Here is a 17,981-nt window from a genome sequence, read left to right on the forward strand (position 1 = left end):
GTTTAATCCTTTATCAAATTTAAAAGTGCTTTACCCTCATCAGCTTGACGCATAAAATACTCCCCGATCAAAAAAGCATCCACTCCTATATCTTGCAAATGTTTTAAAAATTCCTTATCCTCTAGACCACTTTCTGCAATGATAATTTTAGAATTTGGAATTTGAGGAATTAATTTTTCACAAAGGTCCATATGCATGGAAAAATCATTAAGATTTCGGTGATTAATGCCTATAATATCCGCTCCTGCAAAAATAGCCTTACTTAAATCTTCTTTATCGTGAATTTCTACTAAGGCTTCAAGCCCCACATGTCTTGCAAATTCAAGCAATTTTTTAAGTTCTTTCATGCTTAACATTTTTGCAATTAAAAGCACAAAATCTGCTCCATATACCAAAGCCTCTAAAATTTGATATTCATCAAAAATAAAATCCTTTCTAAGCAAAGGAACTTGAGTATAACGGCGTATTAAGCTTAAATTTTCCAATGAACCTTTAAAAAAATGCGGCTCTGTTAAAACAGAAATAGCAACAGCTTTGTTTTTTTCATAATTTAAAGCTATATTTAAAGGATCAAAATTTTCTCTAATCACGCCTTTACTAGGGCTGGCTTTTTTTACCTCAGCGATAATTTTCATCTCTTTATCAACTCGCCTCAAAGCCTTTTTTACATCTTTTGGAAAGAAGGGATTTGAAGCTAAAGATCTACCCAACATATCGTAAGGTAAAAGTTTTTTGCGAATTTCAAGCTCTTCTTTTGTTTTTTTAAAAATATCATCCAAAATCATTTTTTACTCTTTAGACATTTTTGTATAGCTCGAATATGTCTTTTGCTCTCATTGGAAGCAGAAAATTCTTTATCGTGTAAAGTTTTTGTCATTACATCCCATGCCTTAGAGCACTTATTTTGCTTATAATATCCCCACGATAAAGAATCAAGATAATATAAATTATCAGGCTCTGCATTTAAAGCCTTAATAACTAATTCTATGCCCTTATTTACATCTAAATTATAATCAATCAGCATATAACCATAATAATTTAAATATAAAGCTTCAGTATTTTCATCTAAAGCTTGTTCGAATTTTTTACTGACTGATTCTAAAACATTTTTATTGACCTGTTTTTTCTCCATAGCATCTTCAAATTCCATTACTGCAGCTTGCAATAAATATGACTTATTTTGAGTTTTTTGATAAAGTTTTAAGCACAACTTAAAAGCATTATCATATTGCTTTAAATTTTGATAAAAATACACAATCATATCAGGCTTTAAATCAAATTTCAAAGCCAAATCCAAAGCTTTTTGGTATTGTTTTTGCGTATCAAAAAGCTCTAAAATCGCATATAAAAAAGTTTGATTTTTACTTATTTCATACAGATCTAAATAAATTTTTTCAAGCCCATTATATTCTTTAGCATCATTATAAATTTTTACAAGTAAAATACAAGTTTTTAAAGTGCAGCCTTTTTTATTTCTAAAATCTTCAAGCCACATTCTAGCTTGATTTGTTTGTTTTGATAATATACTAGCTCTTGTCATCTTTAAAACCAACTCTTCGCTAATATTGATCTTATAAGCCATTTCATAAAATCCAAAAGCCTCTGTGATTTTTTGCTGCTGCATTAAAATATCACCTAATAGTTCATAGTTCTTTGCATCTTTTTGGATTTGCAAAACTTCTTTTAATAAATTTTGTGCTTGCTCTAAATCATTGATTTGCAAATTATAGAGCACAACAAGTTTTTTAAGTGCTATATTTTGATTCATATATTCTTTAGCTAAAACACTTATTTCCTCTTTATTATCAAGATTATTAAGCAAAGTAAGCAAAAAAGCTTTTTCCAAAAAAGCACTCTGCTTACTTTCTTCAAAAAGTCTTAAATACTCATCTCTAGCTTGTGTGTATTTCATAAAATACTCATCATTCAAAGCCTTCATTACACGAAAATTTAAATCCGCATTTTTATTCACCTCAACCGGTTTATACTCTACAACATTTTTTTGTACTCCACAAGCTGCAAAAAACAATCCGAAAAAAACTAAAAACAAACCCCGATACATTCTTTTTGTAATTCCTTTTTATTTTTTTTAAAATATTCCCAAAAGGGAAAAGTTCGACATTGACTAGGCCTTAACTCATAAATACTACATTTCCTTCGATTTTGATCAAAAAAAATACAAGCAAAGCCTTCTTCAAATCGCACTTCTTGAAAACTGTATTTTAATCCAATTTTTCTTAAAAATCCTTGCTTAAAATCTTCAAAATTTAAATTTAAAAATTTTGCAATTGCTTCTAGCTCATCTTTATTTGCAAAAATATTGCCACTTTCACCAATGCAACACTTTCCTCCACATTTTTCGCAAGCATTCTCATCAAAAGAAAAATCAAAACCTTGTTTATAAATCATCACTTTCAACCTTAAATTCATTATACACTTGAAGCATTTGCTGGCTAAACACATTATCTTCATACACAATAAAAGGCTCCAAAATTTCACAAAAATTTTTTGAACTTTTCTGAGCCAAAATCATAAGCAATCTTGCCTTTTGATCTTTTCGAGTGTGAATAAACTGTAAAGCTGTAAGCTTGATTTTATACTTTTTTAACAAACAGGCGATTTCTTCAATGGCTAGACTTTCATAACAAAAACACAATTTTCCTCTGGGTTTTAATAAAGAATTTGCACGGGCAATAAAGTCTTCTAATTTTAAATTATCTGCAAATTTACTAATATTTTGATGAGTATTTTCGCCTTTTTGGGCTCCATATCTATAAAAAGGTGGATTTGAAACAATAAAATCATATTTTTTTTCTGTATCAAAATCTTTAAAATCACATAAAAAAATCTTAGCATTTATAGAATTTAATTTTAAATTCTCTTCACAAAGAGTAATATTGCATTCTTGAATATCAAGTAAATCAAGATTAATATTTGGATATTTTTTTTTAAGCCCTATACCCACAATACCGCAGCCACAACCCACATCCAACACTTCCATCTTGGGCTTTTGTTTTGATGCAAAATCAAGCAAAATCATAGAATCACTATTATAACGATAACCATTTTTCAACTGTTTAAAACGCATTATTTGCACTTTTTATCCTATAAAATTAATAATTTTTTGCAAAATATATTTTTAATTAAAACTTTTAGAAAATTATACTATTATTTCCAAAAAGTAACAACTCAAAAAAGGTATTTAAGCTATGAAAGAAATTATTGTTAATGAAGATATACTTATTACATCTAAAACAGATCTGAAAGGCAATATTATCTATGCCAATGATGACTTCTTAAAATATGCTGGATATTCCATGAAAGAAGTTCTTTATAAACCTCATAATATCGTACGTCATCCTGATATGCCAAAAGCGGTTTTTAAATTATTGTGGGAATATATCAAAAACAAAAATGAAATTTTTGCCTTTGTAAAAAATAAAACAAAAAGCGGAGATTATTACTGGGTTTTTGCCAATATCACAGTATCTTTGAATGAAAAAGGCGAAGCAATAAATTGCTATTCCGTAAGAAGAGCACCTAATAAAGACGCTTTAAAAACTATAAGTGAGCTTTACAAAAACTTAGTTGAATGCGAACAAAAAGATGGCTTGCAAGCAAGCTATAAAAAACTTCAAGACTTTATAGCTTCATATAATATAAGCTACAATCAGCTTATATTTGAACTTCAAGGTTTAAAATAAAAGGAGATTAAATGAAAAAAACATTGTATTTTGGAATTTTTTTAAACATTTTAGCTCTTATCATTGGAATTGTTGCAAAAGAATATTACTCTTTAATATTCTTTGTATTTTCTCTTTGTGTGCTAGGTTTTATTTATTTTCTCTATGATGAAAATGAAAAAAATCTTAACTTGCTGCTTGAACTTTCACAAGAATTAAAAAATGGTAATTTTGATGGACGCGTGGTTTATACCTCAATGAAAAATCAAAAATTGGCAAAAATTTGCGACAATCTCAATAATACAATAGATAGTCTAGAAGCTTATTTAAGGGAAATTAATACCTCCATTGAATGTTCTCAAAAACATCATTTTTACCGCAAAGCTTTATCTAAAGGCTTAAAAGGAATTTTTTCTAGCAATATAAAATTTATTAATGAAGCCTTAGGAAATATAGAAAATACAACCAAATCGGTCTTTAAAAATGCCTTATCGAAAACCCTAATGGATTTAAGTTTAAATAATCAAAACAAAGATTTAGAACAAATTTCTAATTCCTTAAATGAAGATATTAAATTTATGAAAAATGTTCATAATGTTGTTAATTCAATTGCTCAAGTAGCCGCAGAAAATGGCTCTGAAGTTAATGCACTTAAAGAATCTATCAGCTCTTTAATGGAAGTAACAAACTCAAGCAACGAAAGCATTCAAGCCTTTGTTTCAAATTCTCAAAATATTACTTCTGTAGTAGAAGTTATTAGAGATATTGCCGATCAAACAAATCTTTTGGCATTAAATGCTGCCATTGAAGCAGCTCGTGCAGGAGAATATGGAAGAGGCTTTGCAGTGGTTGCCGATGAAGTGCGCAAACTAGCAGAAAGAACCCAAAAATCAACAAGCGAAATATCTATTGCTATTCAAACCATGCAGCAAGACTTTGATAATATTCAAGCAGGAAGCACAAGGGTGCTTAACATAGTAAGCGATTCAGAAGCCAAAATCACAAATTTCAGCACAGCTTTCAAGCATTTAGAAAATAACAGCATTTCTTTAGGGGATAATTTCTTAGTTTTTGCAAAAAAACTCATACTTTCTGCAACAAAAATTGATCATATTTTATATAAATCAAATATTTATCTTAGCTTAAATAACGGACAAATGGAACACATAAAAGAACTTGATCCTATTTCAAAACTGAGCATAAATGAAGAAAGTAAAAATGTTATCCTTGAGCTAGTCAATAGCGAAGAATTAGAAGAAAGTAAGGAATTTATAAAAAATAACGCTTATAAGGCTTTAGAACTCTCTCAAAATCATATCGATCAAAAGATCTATGATGAGATTGTAACAGATATTAGCGCCTTAGAACAAAAAAGCTCTCAAATTTTAGAAAAATTAAAAATCTAAAAGCACTCTCTATATTAAAGAGTGCTTTAAAACCTCATCAATAGTATCTACTGGTACAATTTTAATATTATCCTTAACCTCATCAGGAATTTCTTTTAAATCTCTCTCATAATTTTTTCTTGGAATTAAGGCACATTCTATCCCTGCTTTATACGCAGCAATCAATTTTTCTTTCAATCCACCAATTGGTAAAACTCTACCTATTAAATCTACCTCTCCTGTCATAGCAACATTGGAATGTACTTTTTTCTCACTAAAAATCGAAGCTATAGCAACACACATAGTGATACCTGCACTTGGGCCATCTTTTGGCGTAGCTCCATCTGGAACATGAAGATGCAAATTATATTGCTCATAAATACTGCTTTTACTATCCTTTGTGAGTTTTTTAGGGATAAGTAATTTACCCCCATCAATTAAAACCTTAATCACGCTCAAAGCAATGCGCGCAGACTCTTTCATCACATCACCCAAACTTCCCGTTAATAATAATTCACCTTTTCCTTTGTTTTTGATAATTTCAATTTTTAAAACATCTCCGCCCACCGCAGTCCAAGCTAAACCATTAACTTGTCCTACCCTATCTATTTTATCTTGTTTTTGAATTTCATAGACTTTTTTATCTAAAAACTGGTTAAGATTTTTAGTATTGATAGTAATTTTTTTACTACTATCAAGCAAAATTTCTTTTGCACTTTTTCTACAAAGCTCAGCAAATTTTCTTCTTAAATTTCTCACTCCTGACTCTCTAGTATAATCACTGATTATTAATTCAATAGCATTCTTAGAAATACTAAGTTCGGTATTTTTTAAACCATGTTTTTTCATTTCGCTTGGAATAAGATAATTCTTTGCAATTTGAAATTTCTCACTAGGAGTATAAGAACTTAATTCTATAAATTCCATCCTATCTCTTAAAGGCGCAGGAATATTGCTAATATCATTAGCCGTTGCTATGAAAATTACCTTACTTAAATCTACATTAAAATTTAAATAATAATCTCTGAATTTAGAATTTTGCTCAGGATCAAGAATTTCTAAAAGAACTGCACTCGGATCACCCTTAAAACTACGGTTAATTTTATCTATCTCATCTAAAACAACAACAGGGTTGATTTGTTTTGCTTCAATAAGTCCTTGAATAATGCGTCCAGGCATTGCGCCAATATAAGTTCGTCGATGTCCACGCAATTCATTAACATCTTCAAGTCCGCCAAGCGCAATGCGTATAAGTTCTCGCTTTAAAGCTTTTGCTACAGAATTTGCCAAAGAAGTTTTTCCCACTCCAGGAGGACCATAAAGGCACAAAATAACCTTGGCGCCTTCTTTGTCTTCAACCTTTCTTTTTTCTAATAATTCACGAACCGCGAAATATTCTTCAATACGTTCTTTTGGCTTATTAAGCGCATAATGATCAGCATTTAATTGCTTTGAAACTTCCTTAATGCTTAGTTTCTTCTTTGCTAAATTTTCAAAAGGAACATCCAATGCAACTTCAATGTAAGTTTGAAGCATAGAAGCTTCAGAATTATCTTGATGAATCCGTTCAAATTTTTCAATTTGTTTCTTAATCTCTCTATAGGCATCTTCATGCATAAACTTTTTCTTAGCTTCAAGTTTTTTATAATATTCTTTGGTTTCATTGTCTTTTTGTATATCTGAACCAAGTTCTTTTTGAATTTGCTTTAATTGTTCTTTTAAAAAATATTCTTTATTAGCTTGATCGATTTTAGAATGCACCTTGCTTTTAATTTCTTTTTGTAATTTATTGGCTTCTATTTCATCACTAATTAAACCAATAAGTCTTAGAAATTTTTTCTCAAGATCGTTTTCTATAAAGAATTCATAGGCAACTTGTTTCTTAACATGTATAGTATTTAAAATCAAATCACAAATTCGAGCTCCATCTAAGCCTTCTTCAATGGTTCTTAAAAGATCTGGCGAAAAATAATGGCTTATTCCAGCCAAAGCACGAACTTTTTCTTTTAATACACCAAGCAAAGCTTCATTTTTAACAGCACTTAATTCATTATGGACAATAAGATCCACACTAGCCACTAAAGGTTTTTGTGAAATTCTTTCTACAATTTTAGCCTTTGAATAACCTTGAAAAAGAATTTTTATCCTGCCATCAGGAAGAGGAACTTTACGCATTATGCTGCCTACAACTCCACAATCATAAATTTCATCAAAAGTTCTAGCACCTTCAAATTTAGATGGAGCAACAAAAATCATTGTGTCATTTTTAAGAGCTAATTCCAAAGCCTTAATATTTTGAACATCGCTCAAAAAAATAGGAGTAATCATAAAAGGGTATAAAAATAATTCATCTTCAACCAACACAGGAAGCTGTGCTGGATAATTTTGCATTTCTTCAACTTGCATTATTTTCCTTAAAAATTATTCAAATACTTTTCTATACCAAGGAAGTTCTGGTTTTATCATATAAGTATCATAAAAGTCTGAATTTTTGAGTTTTTCCTGATAAATTTCATAACTTTGGGTGCGATCTGTTCTTTGATAAAGATCAGCAATGGTTTCATCAAGATAATAATTTGCTAAATTAAATTTTGTAAGCATAGTTTGCACTAAAAGTTTATATTGGGTATTAGGATAATTTTCCAAAAATTGAGTAATTTCCTTAGAACTTTCAAGCATTAAAGCTTGATTACGATTTGGTTGCGAAAAAGCACTAAATTTTGCTTTAATCTTTAGATATCTTATATAATCTACATTTTTAGAATTACCAAATTTTTTATTATACTCTTCAAGGTAAAAATCCGCTAAAAGATATTCTTCTTCATCCATATGCGCCTGAGCTAAAATAAGTAAAGTTTGTTCCAATAAAGGATCTGCAATATGCTCACTAGCCATAGAATTATAATGCAAATCCGCTTTTTCCAAATCCTTATCTTGCAAATCTTTAATGATTTGCTGATACCACTCTATAGCGCTTAAATTATAAAGTTCATCTGTAGTTTTTGTACTACAAGCACTTATTATTAACAAAACACTAACAGGTAAAATACATTTTTTGATTATCTTCATCACAAACTTCCATTAATATTAAAATTTATTTTGCAATTATAATCTAATAAATTAAATAATTTTATTTTTTGGAATTATTATTGCTTATTTTATGTTAAAATAATTTCATAAAATTTTAAGGAGATAAAATGACCTTAACTGTTAAGTGTCCTATTTTGGGTTTTGAGGAAACAAAAACAATGGAACTTTCAATTATTGATGAAGTATTTGTTAGACTTAAAAGTTTAGATGGTAAAGATTTTTCTTTTGTAATGATGAGTCCTTATTTAATTAGACCAGATTACGAATTTGATATTCCTACCTATTATCAGGAATTACTTGAACTAACTCCAGAAACAAAAATGCAAGTATATACCATAGTTGCAATTAATAAAACTATAGAAGAATCCACTGTAAATTTCTTAGCTCCTATTGTAATCAACTTAGAAAATAATAGTTTAACACAAGTTATTTTAGACACAGTTACTTATCCAAATTTTTTCCAAGCGGATCAAATTTCTAATTATATTAAAAACTAAAAATCATGCAAAACATTTACATTCTTGGTAACGGAACCATGGCTAAAGCTTTAGCTTGTGGTTTGCGTGATCGTTATAATATTACCATTGTAGGCAGAGATGAAGCAAAACTCCAACACTTAAAAGAGCAAAATTTTCAAACTCTACACTACAGCAAATTAGATATACAAGATAAAAATATCATTCTAGCTTTTAAACCTTACGCACTTAAAGAGCTTGCTTCACTTTTTAAAAACCAAGCTCGTTTGCTTATATCTGTTTTAGCCAATACAAGCATTGAGGAATTGCAAATTATTAAAGCGCAAAACTATGCAAGAATTATGCCAAATACAGCTGCTAAATACAAAGCCTCTTCTACTCCATTTGTTCTAAAAAACTCTGCATTTAAAGATGAAATTATAGACATTTTAAATCATTTTGGCACTTCTTATGAGTTAAATGATGAAAAATTAATGAACGCAGCAACAGCAATTAGCGGTTGTGCTCCAGCCTTTCTAGCTTTAGTGGCTGAAAGTATTGCAAATGCTGGGGTTTATGAAGGACTAGATAAAAATTTAAGCCTAAAACTTACCCAGGGACTTTTTCAAAGTTTTAATGCTTTATTTACAAATAATCATCCTGCTATAATCAAAGAAGATATCTGCTCTCCAGCTGGCATTACAATTAAAGGTGTAAAGATTCTTGAAGAAGAAGGTTTAAGAGGAACTTTTTTTAAAGCTTTACACGCTAGTGCTAATAAATGAAAAAAGCTTTTTCTTTATTAGAGCTTGTTTTTTCTATTATTATTTTGGGAATTATTTTTACTGGATTTATCCCCATATATATACAAATTCAAAGAAATCATCAAAGTCTTTTTTTAAACCAAAAACTTTTCGAACTTGAACGCAAAATATTCAATAAAGATTATTCTGAACAAAAAACCATTTTGCTTAGAATACAAGATTTAGGTGATATTAAATTCATACAAAAAAGTAGTTCAGATTCAGTTTTTACTCTCAAAACGCTCTCCATAAATGATCAAAATTACACAAGCGAATTTAAAGATGAAAACAGCTTTTAGTTTATTTGAAAGCATTATTGTTATAAGCTTATTAGGTATTTTATTTCTTATACTTGCAAATCCGATAAAAAATTTATATTCTTATCAATTAGTGAGTCAAAAACAAGCTGAGCTCGTAACAAATGTTAATTCGACTTTTATCATTCTTGACAAATTTTTACAAAGGTGTATAAAATTCCAAAAAGAAGGTTTGGGATACACTTGTTATCTAAAAGATGATGATAATTTATTACAAAATATTTCGAATAAAATATCCATAGGCTCGAGCTCCATTTTTCTGCAAGATGAAAATTCAGAATTTTACTCTCCAAACAGTCAATTTTTAGATATTATGCAAAATCATAGAGATTTATTAGGCAAAAATGATAACAAATTATTATTTTATGATTTATTGCAAAAACAATTTTACAACACATCTATCATAAGTCAAGATAAAATATCCCATAATTTTATACAATTTCCTATGCGTTTTTATCTTATCATACAAAGCAAAATTACATTTTTCATGAAAGATAATTCTTTATTTATAAAATTTAACAATGGAAAAAATATTTTATTAATGCAAAATATCTCCAATTTTGAAATTACACAACAAAATAATATTTTAAAAAGCAAAATCTGTATTCTAAACACACCAATTTCATGCTTTGAAAAATGGAGTTTGCTATGAAGAAAGCTTATGCTTTGCTTGCTAGCATTTCTTTATTAATCGTTTTTATTTTTTTCATCTCTTTAAGCTTGCAAATGTCAAGTTATTATCCAAGACAAATAAAAGATTTATATCTTTATATTCAAGCAAATATTCTAGCGACAAATGCAAAAGAATTAGCAAAATACTTTTTATATATTGCAAAAAAGCAAAACAAGGAATGTTTAGAAAGAGTTGAATTTAATTATCCAAACGTGCAAAGCATTATAAGAATTGATTATTTTTATTCTGTTGCAACTTGCAAAAACTACTCTCTTGCACCTATTAATCAAGATATAAATTTAAGCAAAGATAATGTCATTAATGTAAATATTAGTATCTATCTAAATAAAGATAAGGAAGTTAATGAGGAAATTTTTATAAATAAAAAATTAATATTATTTCCGAAGTAGAACTTCGGATTAAATTTGTAAATATTATAAATTTTCAAAAGGGTTGTTGACCACTTCTTTACGATCTACAATATAAGGAATAAGTGCAACATGTCTTGCTCGCTTAATAGCTATTTCAACCATTTCTTGATATTTTTTGCTTGTTCCTGTTAAGCGACGAGGCATAATTTTAAATCTTTCAGATAAAGCATGTTTTAACATAGAAGTATCTTTATAATCGATAAATTCAACTTTAGCCTCTGTATATTTACAATATTTACGTGAATATTTTCTTTTTTCTGCCATAATTTTTTCCTTATTTAAAATGGTAATTCACTATCGTCATCATAATAATTATCCACATCAATCTCTTTCATCTTTGTTTCTTGCTGTGGTTGTCTTTGACTTTGCGAATTTCTGTTTAGAGTATTTGAATTTTGATTAGCCGTATAAGGATCAAAACTTTGATTTTGTTCAGCAGAATAAGTATTCTGTCCAATATTATTAAAATTGTTTTGTCCTTGATTGATTCCAGAACCAAGCATTTCCAAATTCTCAACATAAACACTATGTTTACTTCTGCTTTGTCCATTTTGATCATTCCATTGATCAAATTTCAATCTTCCTTCCACTAGAATTTTGCTTCCTTTAGAAAGATATTGATTGGCAATTTCAGCAGTACGTCCAAAAAAAGTGATATCAATAAAACAAGTTTCCTCTCGCTTTTCGCCGTTATTAGAACTAAATCTCCTAGTGACCGCAATTGCCGAAGAACCTATAGCACTTCCTGATGGGGCATAACGCATTTCAATGTCTCTTGTAAGATTTCCTAGCAAAACGACTTTATTAAACATAAGTTTTCCTTGTTTTAAATTTCTGGAGCTTCTAAAGGCTTAATTTCTTTTTTAGATTGTTTTACTCCATGGCTTAATTTCTCCCATGCAGCTATTTCTTTTTTATTCTCATATTTAACAATTAAAAATCTTATAACTTCTTCTGTAATTCTTAAAACCCTTTCAAGTTCTGCAATTAATGTTGTAGGAGCTTTAAAATAAATCACAAAATAAGTACCTCGCTCATACTTTTTAATCGTATATGCAAGTTTTCTAGTTCCCATTGGAACAACTGTTTCAATTTCTGCACCATTTTTTGTAAGAACTTCTTTTACGAATTCCAACTTAGCATTCACTTCCTCTTCGGTAAGTGTTGGTTTTAAAATAAATAAAACCTCATAATGTTTCATCTTTTCTCCTTGTGGATATTAAGCCCAAAAATTCCATGGGCAAGGATTTTGCTAAAAGCAAGCTAAGATTATAATAAAAAATTACTTAATAAAACTTTATTTTATATTAATTAATTCATCACTAATTTTAATCATATCATCTAAAGAATTTATTTCTTCTATATTTAATTTAAATTTACCATTAATAATAAAAATAGGAACACCTCCATAAATTTTAGCCGTTTGATGAACTTTTTCATATAAAGCCAATACTTTCTTTGCCTTCTCGCTTTGAACAAATTCTCGAATTTCTTGTTTTGTTATGCCTAAAATTTGAAGTCCAGCTTGAACCAACTCCTCATCATTTAAACCATCTTTTTTATTAGATTTATTAGATGAAAAAACAAGAGAAAAATACCTATCATTTAATTTCCTTACCCAACTTTTTTCATCTGTTACACTTATATTATTATCATCATCTTGCACTTGTGCATAAGCATAAATTTCCCTAAGTCCAATATCATTTGAATTAAAAGTAAATGGCAAAGCATAATACTTAACATGAGGCAGTTTAATCTTTATCTTACCCAAGGTATCTGTTTTATGATGTATATAACAATGCTGACAACCATAATAAAAAATTTCAATAACAGAATTTTGCATTTCAAAAGGTTCTTGAAGAATATCAAATTCCTTTCCTTTTTCTAAAGCACTCAAGTTAAAATTTAGCAACAATAGCGCTAAAATTAAAAACCCCATTTTTTTAAAAACACTATCCATTTAATCTCCTAATCATACAAAATTGTAAAAATAAATTATAATTCATTTTTGCTAATAAATTTAATAATACTTATTTCTTTTCAAATAATCATAACGATGAATTTCTTCTAAAGCATTATCATTTTTTGTTAATTGTTTTAATAAATGTTTGTCGTATCTAATGGTAAAACCAAAATGTACTGAGGTATTAGGATCTAATTCATTATAATCATGATGCACTAAACTTAAATTAAAAATGGAATATGGAGAATAACTTATTTTATAATCAACCTTTTCAAAATCTCTACTAATGTCTATACCCAAAGGCGTATAATAAGGAAATACAAAACTCATTCCAAATTCTGCTACTCTTTGTTTTGCTTCATCATCTGGAATATAATAATTTGCATAAGTTTTAAAATATTTACTATAGCCAAATTCTCCGCCAAAGCTGTGATTTTGCATATCTTCTTGACCATCGACAAAAGTATTTACACCCAATAAAAAATCTTCTTGCTTATATCGATTAATCAAACCACCGGAATAATTATAATTTTGTTCAGCAATATAAATTTCTTTTTGAAATAATAAAGTATTATTCTCATATTCATACAAAGTACTTAAATTTTTAAGCTCCAAACTCTGATTTGCAAAATCCAAATTGCTATCGGTTTGTTCTCCATTTTCCCCATTTTCAAGAATTTTTGCAAATTGAGCATTGAGATAATTTTTAAAATCAACTGATTCATCTTGTAAATTTTGCGGAGCTTCGAAAATAAACTTCCTGTCAAATTGTATCCATTCTTGATTTTGAATCACAACAGAAGAAGTGTTTGACTTTAAGGCATTTTCTAAATCATTGGCATTAGCAAAAAGAATCAAAAAACATAATAATAATTTTTTCATATTTACCCACAAAAAATACATCGGAATTATATTGTTAAGTTTTATAATACTAAAAAATAATAAATATAAATTTTTTAATATAAAAAATATTTTCACTATAAATTTTAAAGCCAAATGAAGGAGTAAATGGTGTCCACGGCGAGATTCGAACTCACGGCCTCAAAATTAGGAATTTTGCGCTCTATCCTGCTGAGCTACGAGGACAGAAAGCGGGAAAAGCTCCCGCTTGTAATTAGCCGTTTCTTTTCTTGATAATTTCTTCAGAAACATTTTTTGGAACTTCATCATAGTGATCAAATTCCATAGAATAAGTCGCACGGCCTTGAGTTTGGCTTCTAAGATCGGTTGAATAACCAAACATTTCAGCCAAAGGACAAAATGCAGTGATGATTTTATTGCCACCTCTTTCATCCATTGAATTTACTTGACCACGGCGTTTGTTAAGATCGCCGATTACATCACCCATGTATTCTTCAGGAGTTTCAACTTCAACTTTCATCATAGGTTCTAAGATTACCGCACCTGCTTTTCTAGCACCTTCTTTAAAGCCCATAGAAGCAGCAAGTTTAAACGCCATTTCAGAAGAATCCACTTCATGGTAACTTCCATCATAAACAGTTACTTTAACATCTTCTACTGGATAACCTGCTAAAACACCATTTTGCAATGCTTCTTGCACCCCTTTATCTACTGCAGGAATATATTCTTTTGGAATTACCCCACCTTTGATATCATTAACAAATTCATATCCACTACCAGGCTCAAGCGGTTCAAGGCGTAAGAATACATGTCCGTATTGACCACGACCACCTGATTGCTTAGCGTATTTATACTCTTGTTCAACTGTTTTTCTAATAGTTTCACGGTAAGCAACTTGTGGTTGTCCTACTTCAGCTTCCACTTTAAATTCACGAAGCATTCTATCAACGATAATCTCAAGGTGTAACTCACCCATACCCGAAATGATAGTTTGACCGCTTTCTTCATCAGTAGAAACTCTAAAGCTTGGATCTTCTTGTGCTAATTTATTTAAAGCAATAGACATTTTTTCTTGATCCGCTTTTGTTTTTGGCTCCACTGCAACACTAATAACTGGATCAGGAAAATCCATTCTTTCTAGAATTACTTTATCTTTTTCACTTGCTAAAGTATCCCCTGTTAGCGTATCTTTAAGACCTACAACCGCACCGATTTCTCCTGCATATAAAGTCTTAATTTCTTCTCTTTTGTTAGAGTGCATTTTCAATAAACGACCGATTCTTTCTTTTTTATCTTTAGTAGAGTTATAAGCATAAGAACCGCTTTCTAAACTACCACGATACACACGCACGAAAGTTAATTGTCCAACAAATGGGTCAGTCATAATTTTAAACGCAAGCCCTGCAAATTCACCATCATCTGTTGATTTTACAGAAACTTCTGTGCCATCTTCGTATTCACCTTTGATATTTGCAACTTCATCAGGAGCTGGTAAATAAGCTACAACTGCATCAAGCAAAGGTTGAATTCCTTTATTTTTAAATGCAGTTCCGCAAAGCATAGGTACCATAGAAAGACTTAAACATCCTGCTTTAATACCTGCTCTAATCTCTTCATTACTTAATTCTTCGCCACCTAGGTATTTTTCCATTAATTCATCGCTTGTTTCAGAAACTGCTTCTATCATTTTAGTGCGATATTCTTCTGCTTTTTCTTTAAGCTCTGCTGGAATTTCTTTTTCTACATAATCAGTTGGCTTATTTTCATCTTCCCAAACCAACGCTTTCATTGTGATAAGATCGATCACACCTTTGAAATTATCTTCAGCGCCAATTGGAATTTGAAGTGGAACTGGATTTCCTTTTAAGCGATTTTTAATTTGCTCTTCAACATTGAAAAAATTCGCGCCAATTCTATCCATTTTATTTACAAAAACAATTCTTGGAACACCATATTTATTTGCTTGTCTCCAAACAGTTTCAGATTGAGGTTGTACCCCACCTACTGAACAAAATACAGAAACCGCACCATCAAGAACACGCATTGATCTTTCAACTTCTATCGTAAAATCCACGTGACCTGGAGTGTCTATAAGGTTGATTTGATGATCTTTCCAAAAACAAGTAGTCGCAGCAGAAGTAATTGTAATACCTCTTTCTTTTTCTTGCTCCATCCAGTCCATAGTCGCAGCACCATCATGCACCTCACCTATCTTATGACTCATACCCGTAAAGAAAAGAATTCTCTCACTTGTAGTTGTTTTTCCTGCATCAATGTGCGCAGCAATACCGATATTTCTAACCTTTTTTAAAGGAGTACTTCTTGACATCTATTCTCCTTCTTACCAACGATAGTGAGCAAACGCTTTATTTGCTTCAGCCATTTTATAAGTATCTTCTTTCTTCTTGAATGAAGCGCCTTTGCTATTTGCTGCATCTAAAAGTTCAGCTGCTAATTTATCTATCATTGTTCTTTCGCTTCTTTTTCTAGCAAAAGAAATAATCCAACGAATCGCTAAAGCTTGTTGTCTAGCAGGACGAACTTCTACTGGAACTTGATAAGTCGCTCCACCCACACGGCGAGATTTTACCTCTAAAATAGGCTTGATATTCTCAATTGCATCATTAAAAATTTCAATACCTTTTTTCTCACCACCTTTTTTATCGATAGCTTCTAAAGCACCATACATGATAGTCGTAGCTGTGCTTTTTTTACCATCATACATTAAAGAATTAATGAATTTTGTGATTACTTTATTACCATAAATCGGATCAGGCAAGACTTCTCTTACCGGAGCTTTTCTTCTTCTCATTATTTTTCCTTCAAATTTTAAATTTTACTCAAACAAAATCAAATCTAACGGATTTGCCTGTCTAAAAAATTACTTAGCACTTGCTTTAGGACGCTTTGCACCATATTTAGAACGAGAAACTGTTCTTTTTGCAACGCCCGCAGTATCAAGCGCACCACGCACGATATGATACTTCACACCTGGTAAGTCTTTTACCCTACCGCCACGCACTAAAACAATGCTGTGCTCTTGTAGATTGTGACCTTCACCACCGATGTAGCTAATCACTTCAAAGCCACTAGTAAGTCTTACTTTGGCAACTTTTCTTAACGCTGAGTTTGGTTTTTTAGGGGTTGTTGTATAAACCCTAGTGCAAACTCCCCTTCTTTGTGGACAATTTTTAAGCGCTGGAGATTTAGATTTCTCTAAAACTTTTTTGCGCTCTTTTCTAACCAATTGATTTATGGTAGGCACAATAATTCCTTTCTTTAAAAAATATAATAAACTTTGGATAATATCTAAATTTCACTTATAAAAAAATAAAATATCGTTAATTTAAAATAACACAATTGTATCTTACCGTCATGCTTTTATATCTTGCAAAATTTCTCCCAAAACATCACTAACACAATCTTTCATTTGTTCATAAGCATAAGCTGAAAGTTGCTTCATTTGCCCATTTTCATCACAGTGATACCTTAGCGCCATTGTTTTTCCATCTTGCAAAATAGCAATTTGTTCTTGAATGTTTTGCCTAATTTTCATAGGATCTGTTTCAAAAGCACGCTCATCTTTAATTTTACCCAATAAAGTACTATCTACTTTTGAAGGATCACTAACGCCTTGAATTCTCATAGCCTCTTGCCACGCAGCAGCTAATTCTGAAGCAGTAATATCAAGTAAAACAGAGCCATCAAAGTTTGCATCATCAATCATTTGTGCGTAGGTTTTATTGTTTTCATCTTGTTTTTGGTTATTCTTACTCACATAATCAGTTTTTTGCAAATAGGATAGGTTATTTGAAATTGTTATTTTTATACCTTTATATTTTTTAATAATCCACTTAGATAATCAATAGCTTGATTTTTACTAGCTTGAAAATGTGCCTCACTTTCAGCTTGTCCCTTAAACAAGCCTTTTTGGATAGCATAAGGCTCTTTAATGATAGAAATTTGCTCTTCTAGCATTTGTGCTTTTAAAGAATTTGAGGCATTTTCAAAATTTTCTTGTCTTTTTCTTGTGTCCCAATAACTTACATTTGCATTACCCTCTCTAGCATTAGCTACCACCATAGAAGCTGTTAAAAAAGTATCAACTGCTAATTTTTGCTCTTTGGTATAATTCTTAGCTTCCATATCTGCACTAATTTTATTCCTAAAATTCTCATAATCACTAATGTTGGAAAATTCTGTTTTTTTAAAAAAAGAAATATTATGTAAATTTGTTTCAATTTTCATCAACAATACCCACCCTTTATATTTAATCATAAATAAAAGCAAAAATTTTTCCAAATAAGCATAAAAAATAAT

The 17,981-nt window shown here is 30.1% G+C and carries 23 protein-coding genes and 1 tRNA gene; 7 read left to right on the forward strand and 17 right to left on the reverse strand.

Going from position 1 to position 17,981, the window contains the following annotated elements; translation table 11 throughout:
- Positions 1–2: 2 nt before the first annotated feature.
- From trpC to AAH949_RS06670, 4 genes are read right to left on the reverse strand one after another with little or no spacing between them, the layout of a single operon-like run.
- Positions 3–785, reverse strand: coding sequence for an indole-3-glycerol phosphate synthase TrpC (gene trpC / locus AAH949_RS06655; RefSeq protein ID WP_348518306.1), 783 nt, complete (start codon positions 783–785; stop codon positions 3–5).
- On the reverse strand, positions 782–2,062 hold the full coding sequence (locus AAH949_RS06660) for an ATP-dependent nuclease subunit B (protein ID WP_348518307.1): 1,281 nt from the start codon (positions 2,060–2,062) through the stop codon (positions 782–784). Before AAH949_RS06660 ends, trpC begins: the two co-directional genes overlap by 4 nt.
- On the reverse strand, positions 2,041–2,409 hold the full coding sequence (locus AAH949_RS06665; protein WP_348518308.1) for a YkgJ family cysteine cluster protein: 369 nt from the start codon (positions 2,407–2,409) through the stop codon (positions 2,041–2,043). The genes AAH949_RS06660 and AAH949_RS06665 overlap by 22 nt, the downstream gene beginning before the upstream one ends.
- Positions 2,399–3,088, reverse strand: a complete 690-nt coding sequence (locus AAH949_RS06670; protein ID WP_348519149.1) for a methyltransferase — start codon at positions 3,086–3,088, stop codon at positions 2,399–2,401. The genes AAH949_RS06665 and AAH949_RS06670 overlap by 11 nt, the downstream gene beginning before the upstream one ends.
- 121 nt (positions 3,089–3,209) lie before the next feature.
- On the opposite strand from AAH949_RS06670, the gene AAH949_RS06675 reads away from it, so the two are divergent.
- Complete coding sequence (locus AAH949_RS06675) at positions 3,210–3,704, forward strand: PAS domain-containing protein (RefSeq protein ID WP_134238088.1); 495 nt, start codon at positions 3,210–3,212, stop codon at positions 3,702–3,704.
- A gap of 11 nt (positions 3,705–3,715) precedes the next feature.
- Positions 3,716–5,089, forward strand: coding sequence for a methyl-accepting chemotaxis protein (locus tag AAH949_RS06680; RefSeq protein ID WP_348518309.1), 1,374 nt, complete (start codon positions 3,716–3,718; stop codon positions 5,087–5,089).
- 9 nt (positions 5,090–5,098) lie between these two features.
- On the opposite strand, the gene lon is transcribed toward AAH949_RS06680, so the two are convergent.
- Positions 5,099–7,474 carry an endopeptidase La gene (gene lon, locus AAH949_RS06685; protein ID WP_348518310.1) on the reverse strand — a complete coding sequence of 792 codons (2,376 nt, stop codon included), beginning with the start codon at positions 7,472–7,474 and terminating at the stop codon, positions 5,099–5,101.
- 15 nt (positions 7,475–7,489) lie between these two features.
- Positions 7,490–8,128 (reverse strand): outer membrane protein assembly factor BamD, encoded by a 639-nt coding sequence (gene bamD / locus AAH949_RS06690; protein ID WP_243832578.1) that lies wholly within the window; start codon positions 8,126–8,128, stop codon positions 7,490–7,492.
- Between the two features lie 137 nt (positions 8,129–8,265).
- Between bamD and fliW the strand changes: the two genes are divergently transcribed.
- Genes fliW through AAH949_RS06715 form a run of 5 tightly spaced genes read left to right on the forward strand, consistent with a single transcriptional unit; the run spans position 8,266 to position 10,816 of the window.
- The gene (gene fliW, locus AAH949_RS06695) at positions 8,266–8,655 is read left to right on the forward strand and encodes a flagellar assembly protein FliW (protein ID WP_134238092.1); all 390 of its coding nucleotides are present in this window, start codon (positions 8,266–8,268) and stop codon (positions 8,653–8,655) included.
- A gap of 2 nt (positions 8,656–8,657) precedes the next feature.
- Complete coding sequence (locus AAH949_RS06700) at positions 8,658–9,398, forward strand: pyrroline-5-carboxylate reductase (protein WP_243832579.1); 741 nt, start codon at positions 8,658–8,660, stop codon at positions 9,396–9,398.
- Positions 9,395–9,715 carry a type II secretion system protein gene (locus tag AAH949_RS06705; RefSeq protein WP_134238094.1) on the forward strand — a complete coding sequence of 107 codons (321 nt, stop codon included), beginning with the start codon at positions 9,395–9,397 and terminating at the stop codon, positions 9,713–9,715. The genes AAH949_RS06700 and AAH949_RS06705 overlap by 4 nt, the downstream gene beginning before the upstream one ends.
- Positions 9,699–10,385: a hypothetical protein gene (locus tag AAH949_RS06710; protein ID WP_348518311.1), complete on the forward strand. Its 687-nt coding sequence runs from the start codon at positions 9,699–9,701 to the stop codon at positions 10,383–10,385. Before AAH949_RS06705 ends, AAH949_RS06710 begins: the two co-directional genes overlap by 17 nt.
- On the forward strand, positions 10,382–10,816 hold the full coding sequence (locus AAH949_RS06715; RefSeq protein WP_348518312.1) for a hypothetical protein: 435 nt from the start codon (positions 10,382–10,384) through the stop codon (positions 10,814–10,816). Before AAH949_RS06710 ends, AAH949_RS06715 begins: the two co-directional genes overlap by 4 nt.
- 24 nt (positions 10,817–10,840) lie before the next feature.
- Here AAH949_RS06715 and rpsR read toward each other — a convergent pair whose 3' ends face one another.
- The 11 genes from rpsR to AAH949_RS06770 all read right to left on the reverse strand — a co-directional run bounded on the left by rpsR (position 10,841) and on the right by AAH949_RS06770 (position 17,909).
- Complete coding sequence (gene rpsR / locus AAH949_RS06720) at positions 10,841–11,101, reverse strand: 30S ribosomal protein S18 (protein WP_134238097.1); 261 nt, start codon at positions 11,099–11,101, stop codon at positions 10,841–10,843.
- Positions 11,102–11,115: 14 nt separating this feature from the next.
- On the reverse strand, positions 11,116–11,649 hold the full coding sequence (locus AAH949_RS06725; RefSeq protein ID WP_348518313.1) for a single-stranded DNA-binding protein: 534 nt from the start codon (positions 11,647–11,649) through the stop codon (positions 11,116–11,118).
- Positions 11,650–11,663: 14 nt separating this feature from the next.
- A complete protein-coding gene (gene rpsF / locus AAH949_RS06730) occupies positions 11,664–12,038 on the reverse strand; it encodes a 30S ribosomal protein S6 (RefSeq protein WP_134238099.1) in 375 nt (124 codons plus the stop codon).
- A gap of 96 nt (positions 12,039–12,134) precedes the next feature.
- Positions 12,135–12,797, reverse strand: a complete 663-nt coding sequence (locus tag AAH949_RS06735) for a hypothetical protein (RefSeq protein WP_348518314.1) — start codon at positions 12,795–12,797, stop codon at positions 12,135–12,137.
- Between the two features lie 60 nt (positions 12,798–12,857).
- The gene (locus AAH949_RS06740) at positions 12,858–13,682 is read right to left on the reverse strand and encodes an inverse autotransporter beta domain-containing protein (RefSeq protein WP_134238101.1); all 825 of its coding nucleotides are present in this window, start codon (positions 13,680–13,682) and stop codon (positions 12,858–12,860) included.
- A gap of 127 nt (positions 13,683–13,809) precedes the next feature.
- Positions 13,810–13,886: transfer RNA gene (locus AAH949_RS06745), tRNA-Arg, on the reverse strand.
- A 28-nt stretch (positions 13,887–13,914) separates the two neighbouring features.
- Complete coding sequence (gene fusA / locus AAH949_RS06750) at positions 13,915–15,990, reverse strand: elongation factor G (protein ID WP_134238102.1); 2,076 nt, start codon at positions 15,988–15,990, stop codon at positions 13,915–13,917.
- Positions 15,991–16,002: 12 nt separating this feature from the next.
- Entirely contained in the window at positions 16,003–16,473 is a 471-nt protein-coding gene (gene rpsG, locus AAH949_RS06755) for a 30S ribosomal protein S7 (RefSeq protein ID WP_134238103.1), read from the reverse strand.
- A gap of 69 nt (positions 16,474–16,542) precedes the next feature.
- Positions 16,543–16,926, reverse strand: coding sequence for a 30S ribosomal protein S12 (gene rpsL, locus AAH949_RS06760; protein WP_002780802.1), 384 nt, complete (start codon positions 16,924–16,926; stop codon positions 16,543–16,545).
- 108 nt (positions 16,927–17,034) lie between these two features.
- The gene (locus AAH949_RS06765) at positions 17,035–17,439 is read right to left on the reverse strand and encodes a hypothetical protein (RefSeq protein ID WP_348518315.1); all 405 of its coding nucleotides are present in this window, start codon (positions 17,437–17,439) and stop codon (positions 17,035–17,037) included.
- A gap of 47 nt (positions 17,440–17,486) precedes the next feature.
- Positions 17,487–17,909 carry a hypothetical protein gene (locus AAH949_RS06770; RefSeq protein ID WP_348518316.1) on the reverse strand — a complete coding sequence of 141 codons (423 nt, stop codon included), beginning with the start codon at positions 17,907–17,909 and terminating at the stop codon, positions 17,487–17,489.
- Between the last annotated feature and the right edge of the window lie 72 nt (positions 17,910–17,981).

Origin of the sequence: Campylobacter sp. CCS1377 (assembly GCF_040008265.1) — a bacterium.
GTDB lineage: Bacteria > Campylobacterota > Campylobacteria > Campylobacterales > Campylobacteraceae > Campylobacter_D.

Coding starts and splice junctions, on each gene's coding strand:
- AAH949_RS06675 (WP_134238088.1), top strand. CDS start 3,210: ATGAAAGAAATTATTGTTAATGAAGATATACTTATTACATCTAAAACA.
- AAH949_RS06725 (WP_348518313.1), bottom strand. CDS start 11,649: ATGTTTAATAAAGTCGTTTTGCTAGGAAATCTTACAAGAGACATTGAA.
- AAH949_RS06670 (WP_348519149.1), bottom strand. CDS start 3,088: ATGCGTTTTAAACAGTTGAAAAATGGTTATCGTTATAATAGTGATTCT.
- rpsR (WP_134238097.1), bottom strand. CDS start 11,101: ATGGCAGAAAAAAGAAAATATTCACGTAAATATTGTAAATATACAGAG.
- lon (WP_348518310.1), bottom strand. CDS start 7,474: ATGCAAGTTGAAGAAATGCAAAATTATCCAGCACAGCTTCCTGTGTTG.
- rpsG (WP_134238103.1), bottom strand. CDS start 16,473: ATGAGAAGAAGAAAAGCTCCGGTAAGAGAAGTCTTGCCTGATCCGATT.
- AAH949_RS06715 (WP_348518312.1), top strand. CDS start 10,382: ATGAAGAAAGCTTATGCTTTGCTTGCTAGCATTTCTTTATTAATCGTT.
- fusA (WP_134238102.1), bottom strand. CDS start 15,990: ATGTCAAGAAGTACTCCTTTAAAAAAGGTTAGAAATATCGGTATTGCT.
- fliW (WP_134238092.1), top strand. CDS start 8,266: ATGACCTTAACTGTTAAGTGTCCTATTTTGGGTTTTGAGGAAACAAAA.
- trpC (WP_348518306.1), bottom strand. CDS start 785: ATGATTTTGGATGATATTTTTAAAAAAACAAAAGAAGAGCTTGAAATT.
- AAH949_RS06680 (WP_348518309.1), top strand. CDS start 3,716: ATGAAAAAAACATTGTATTTTGGAATTTTTTTAAACATTTTAGCTCTT.
- AAH949_RS06710 (WP_348518311.1), top strand. CDS start 9,699: ATGAAAACAGCTTTTAGTTTATTTGAAAGCATTATTGTTATAAGCTTA.
- AAH949_RS06735 (WP_348518314.1), bottom strand. CDS start 12,797: ATGGATAGTGTTTTTAAAAAAATGGGGTTTTTAATTTTAGCGCTATTG.
- rpsF (WP_134238099.1), bottom strand. CDS start 12,038: ATGAAACATTATGAGGTTTTATTTATTTTAAAACCAACACTTACCGAA.
- AAH949_RS06705 (WP_134238094.1), top strand. CDS start 9,395: ATGAAAAAAGCTTTTTCTTTATTAGAGCTTGTTTTTTCTATTATTATT.
- AAH949_RS06665 (WP_348518308.1), bottom strand. CDS start 2,409: ATGATTTATAAACAAGGTTTTGATTTTTCTTTTGATGAGAATGCTTGC.
- AAH949_RS06770 (WP_348518316.1), bottom strand. CDS start 17,909: ATGAAAATTGAAACAAATTTACATAATATTTCTTTTTTTAAAAAAACA.
- AAH949_RS06660 (WP_348518307.1), bottom strand. CDS start 2,062: ATGTATCGGGGTTTGTTTTTAGTTTTTTTCGGATTGTTTTTTGCAGCT.
- AAH949_RS06740 (WP_134238101.1), bottom strand. CDS start 13,682: ATGAAAAAATTATTATTATGTTTTTTGATTCTTTTTGCTAATGCCAAT.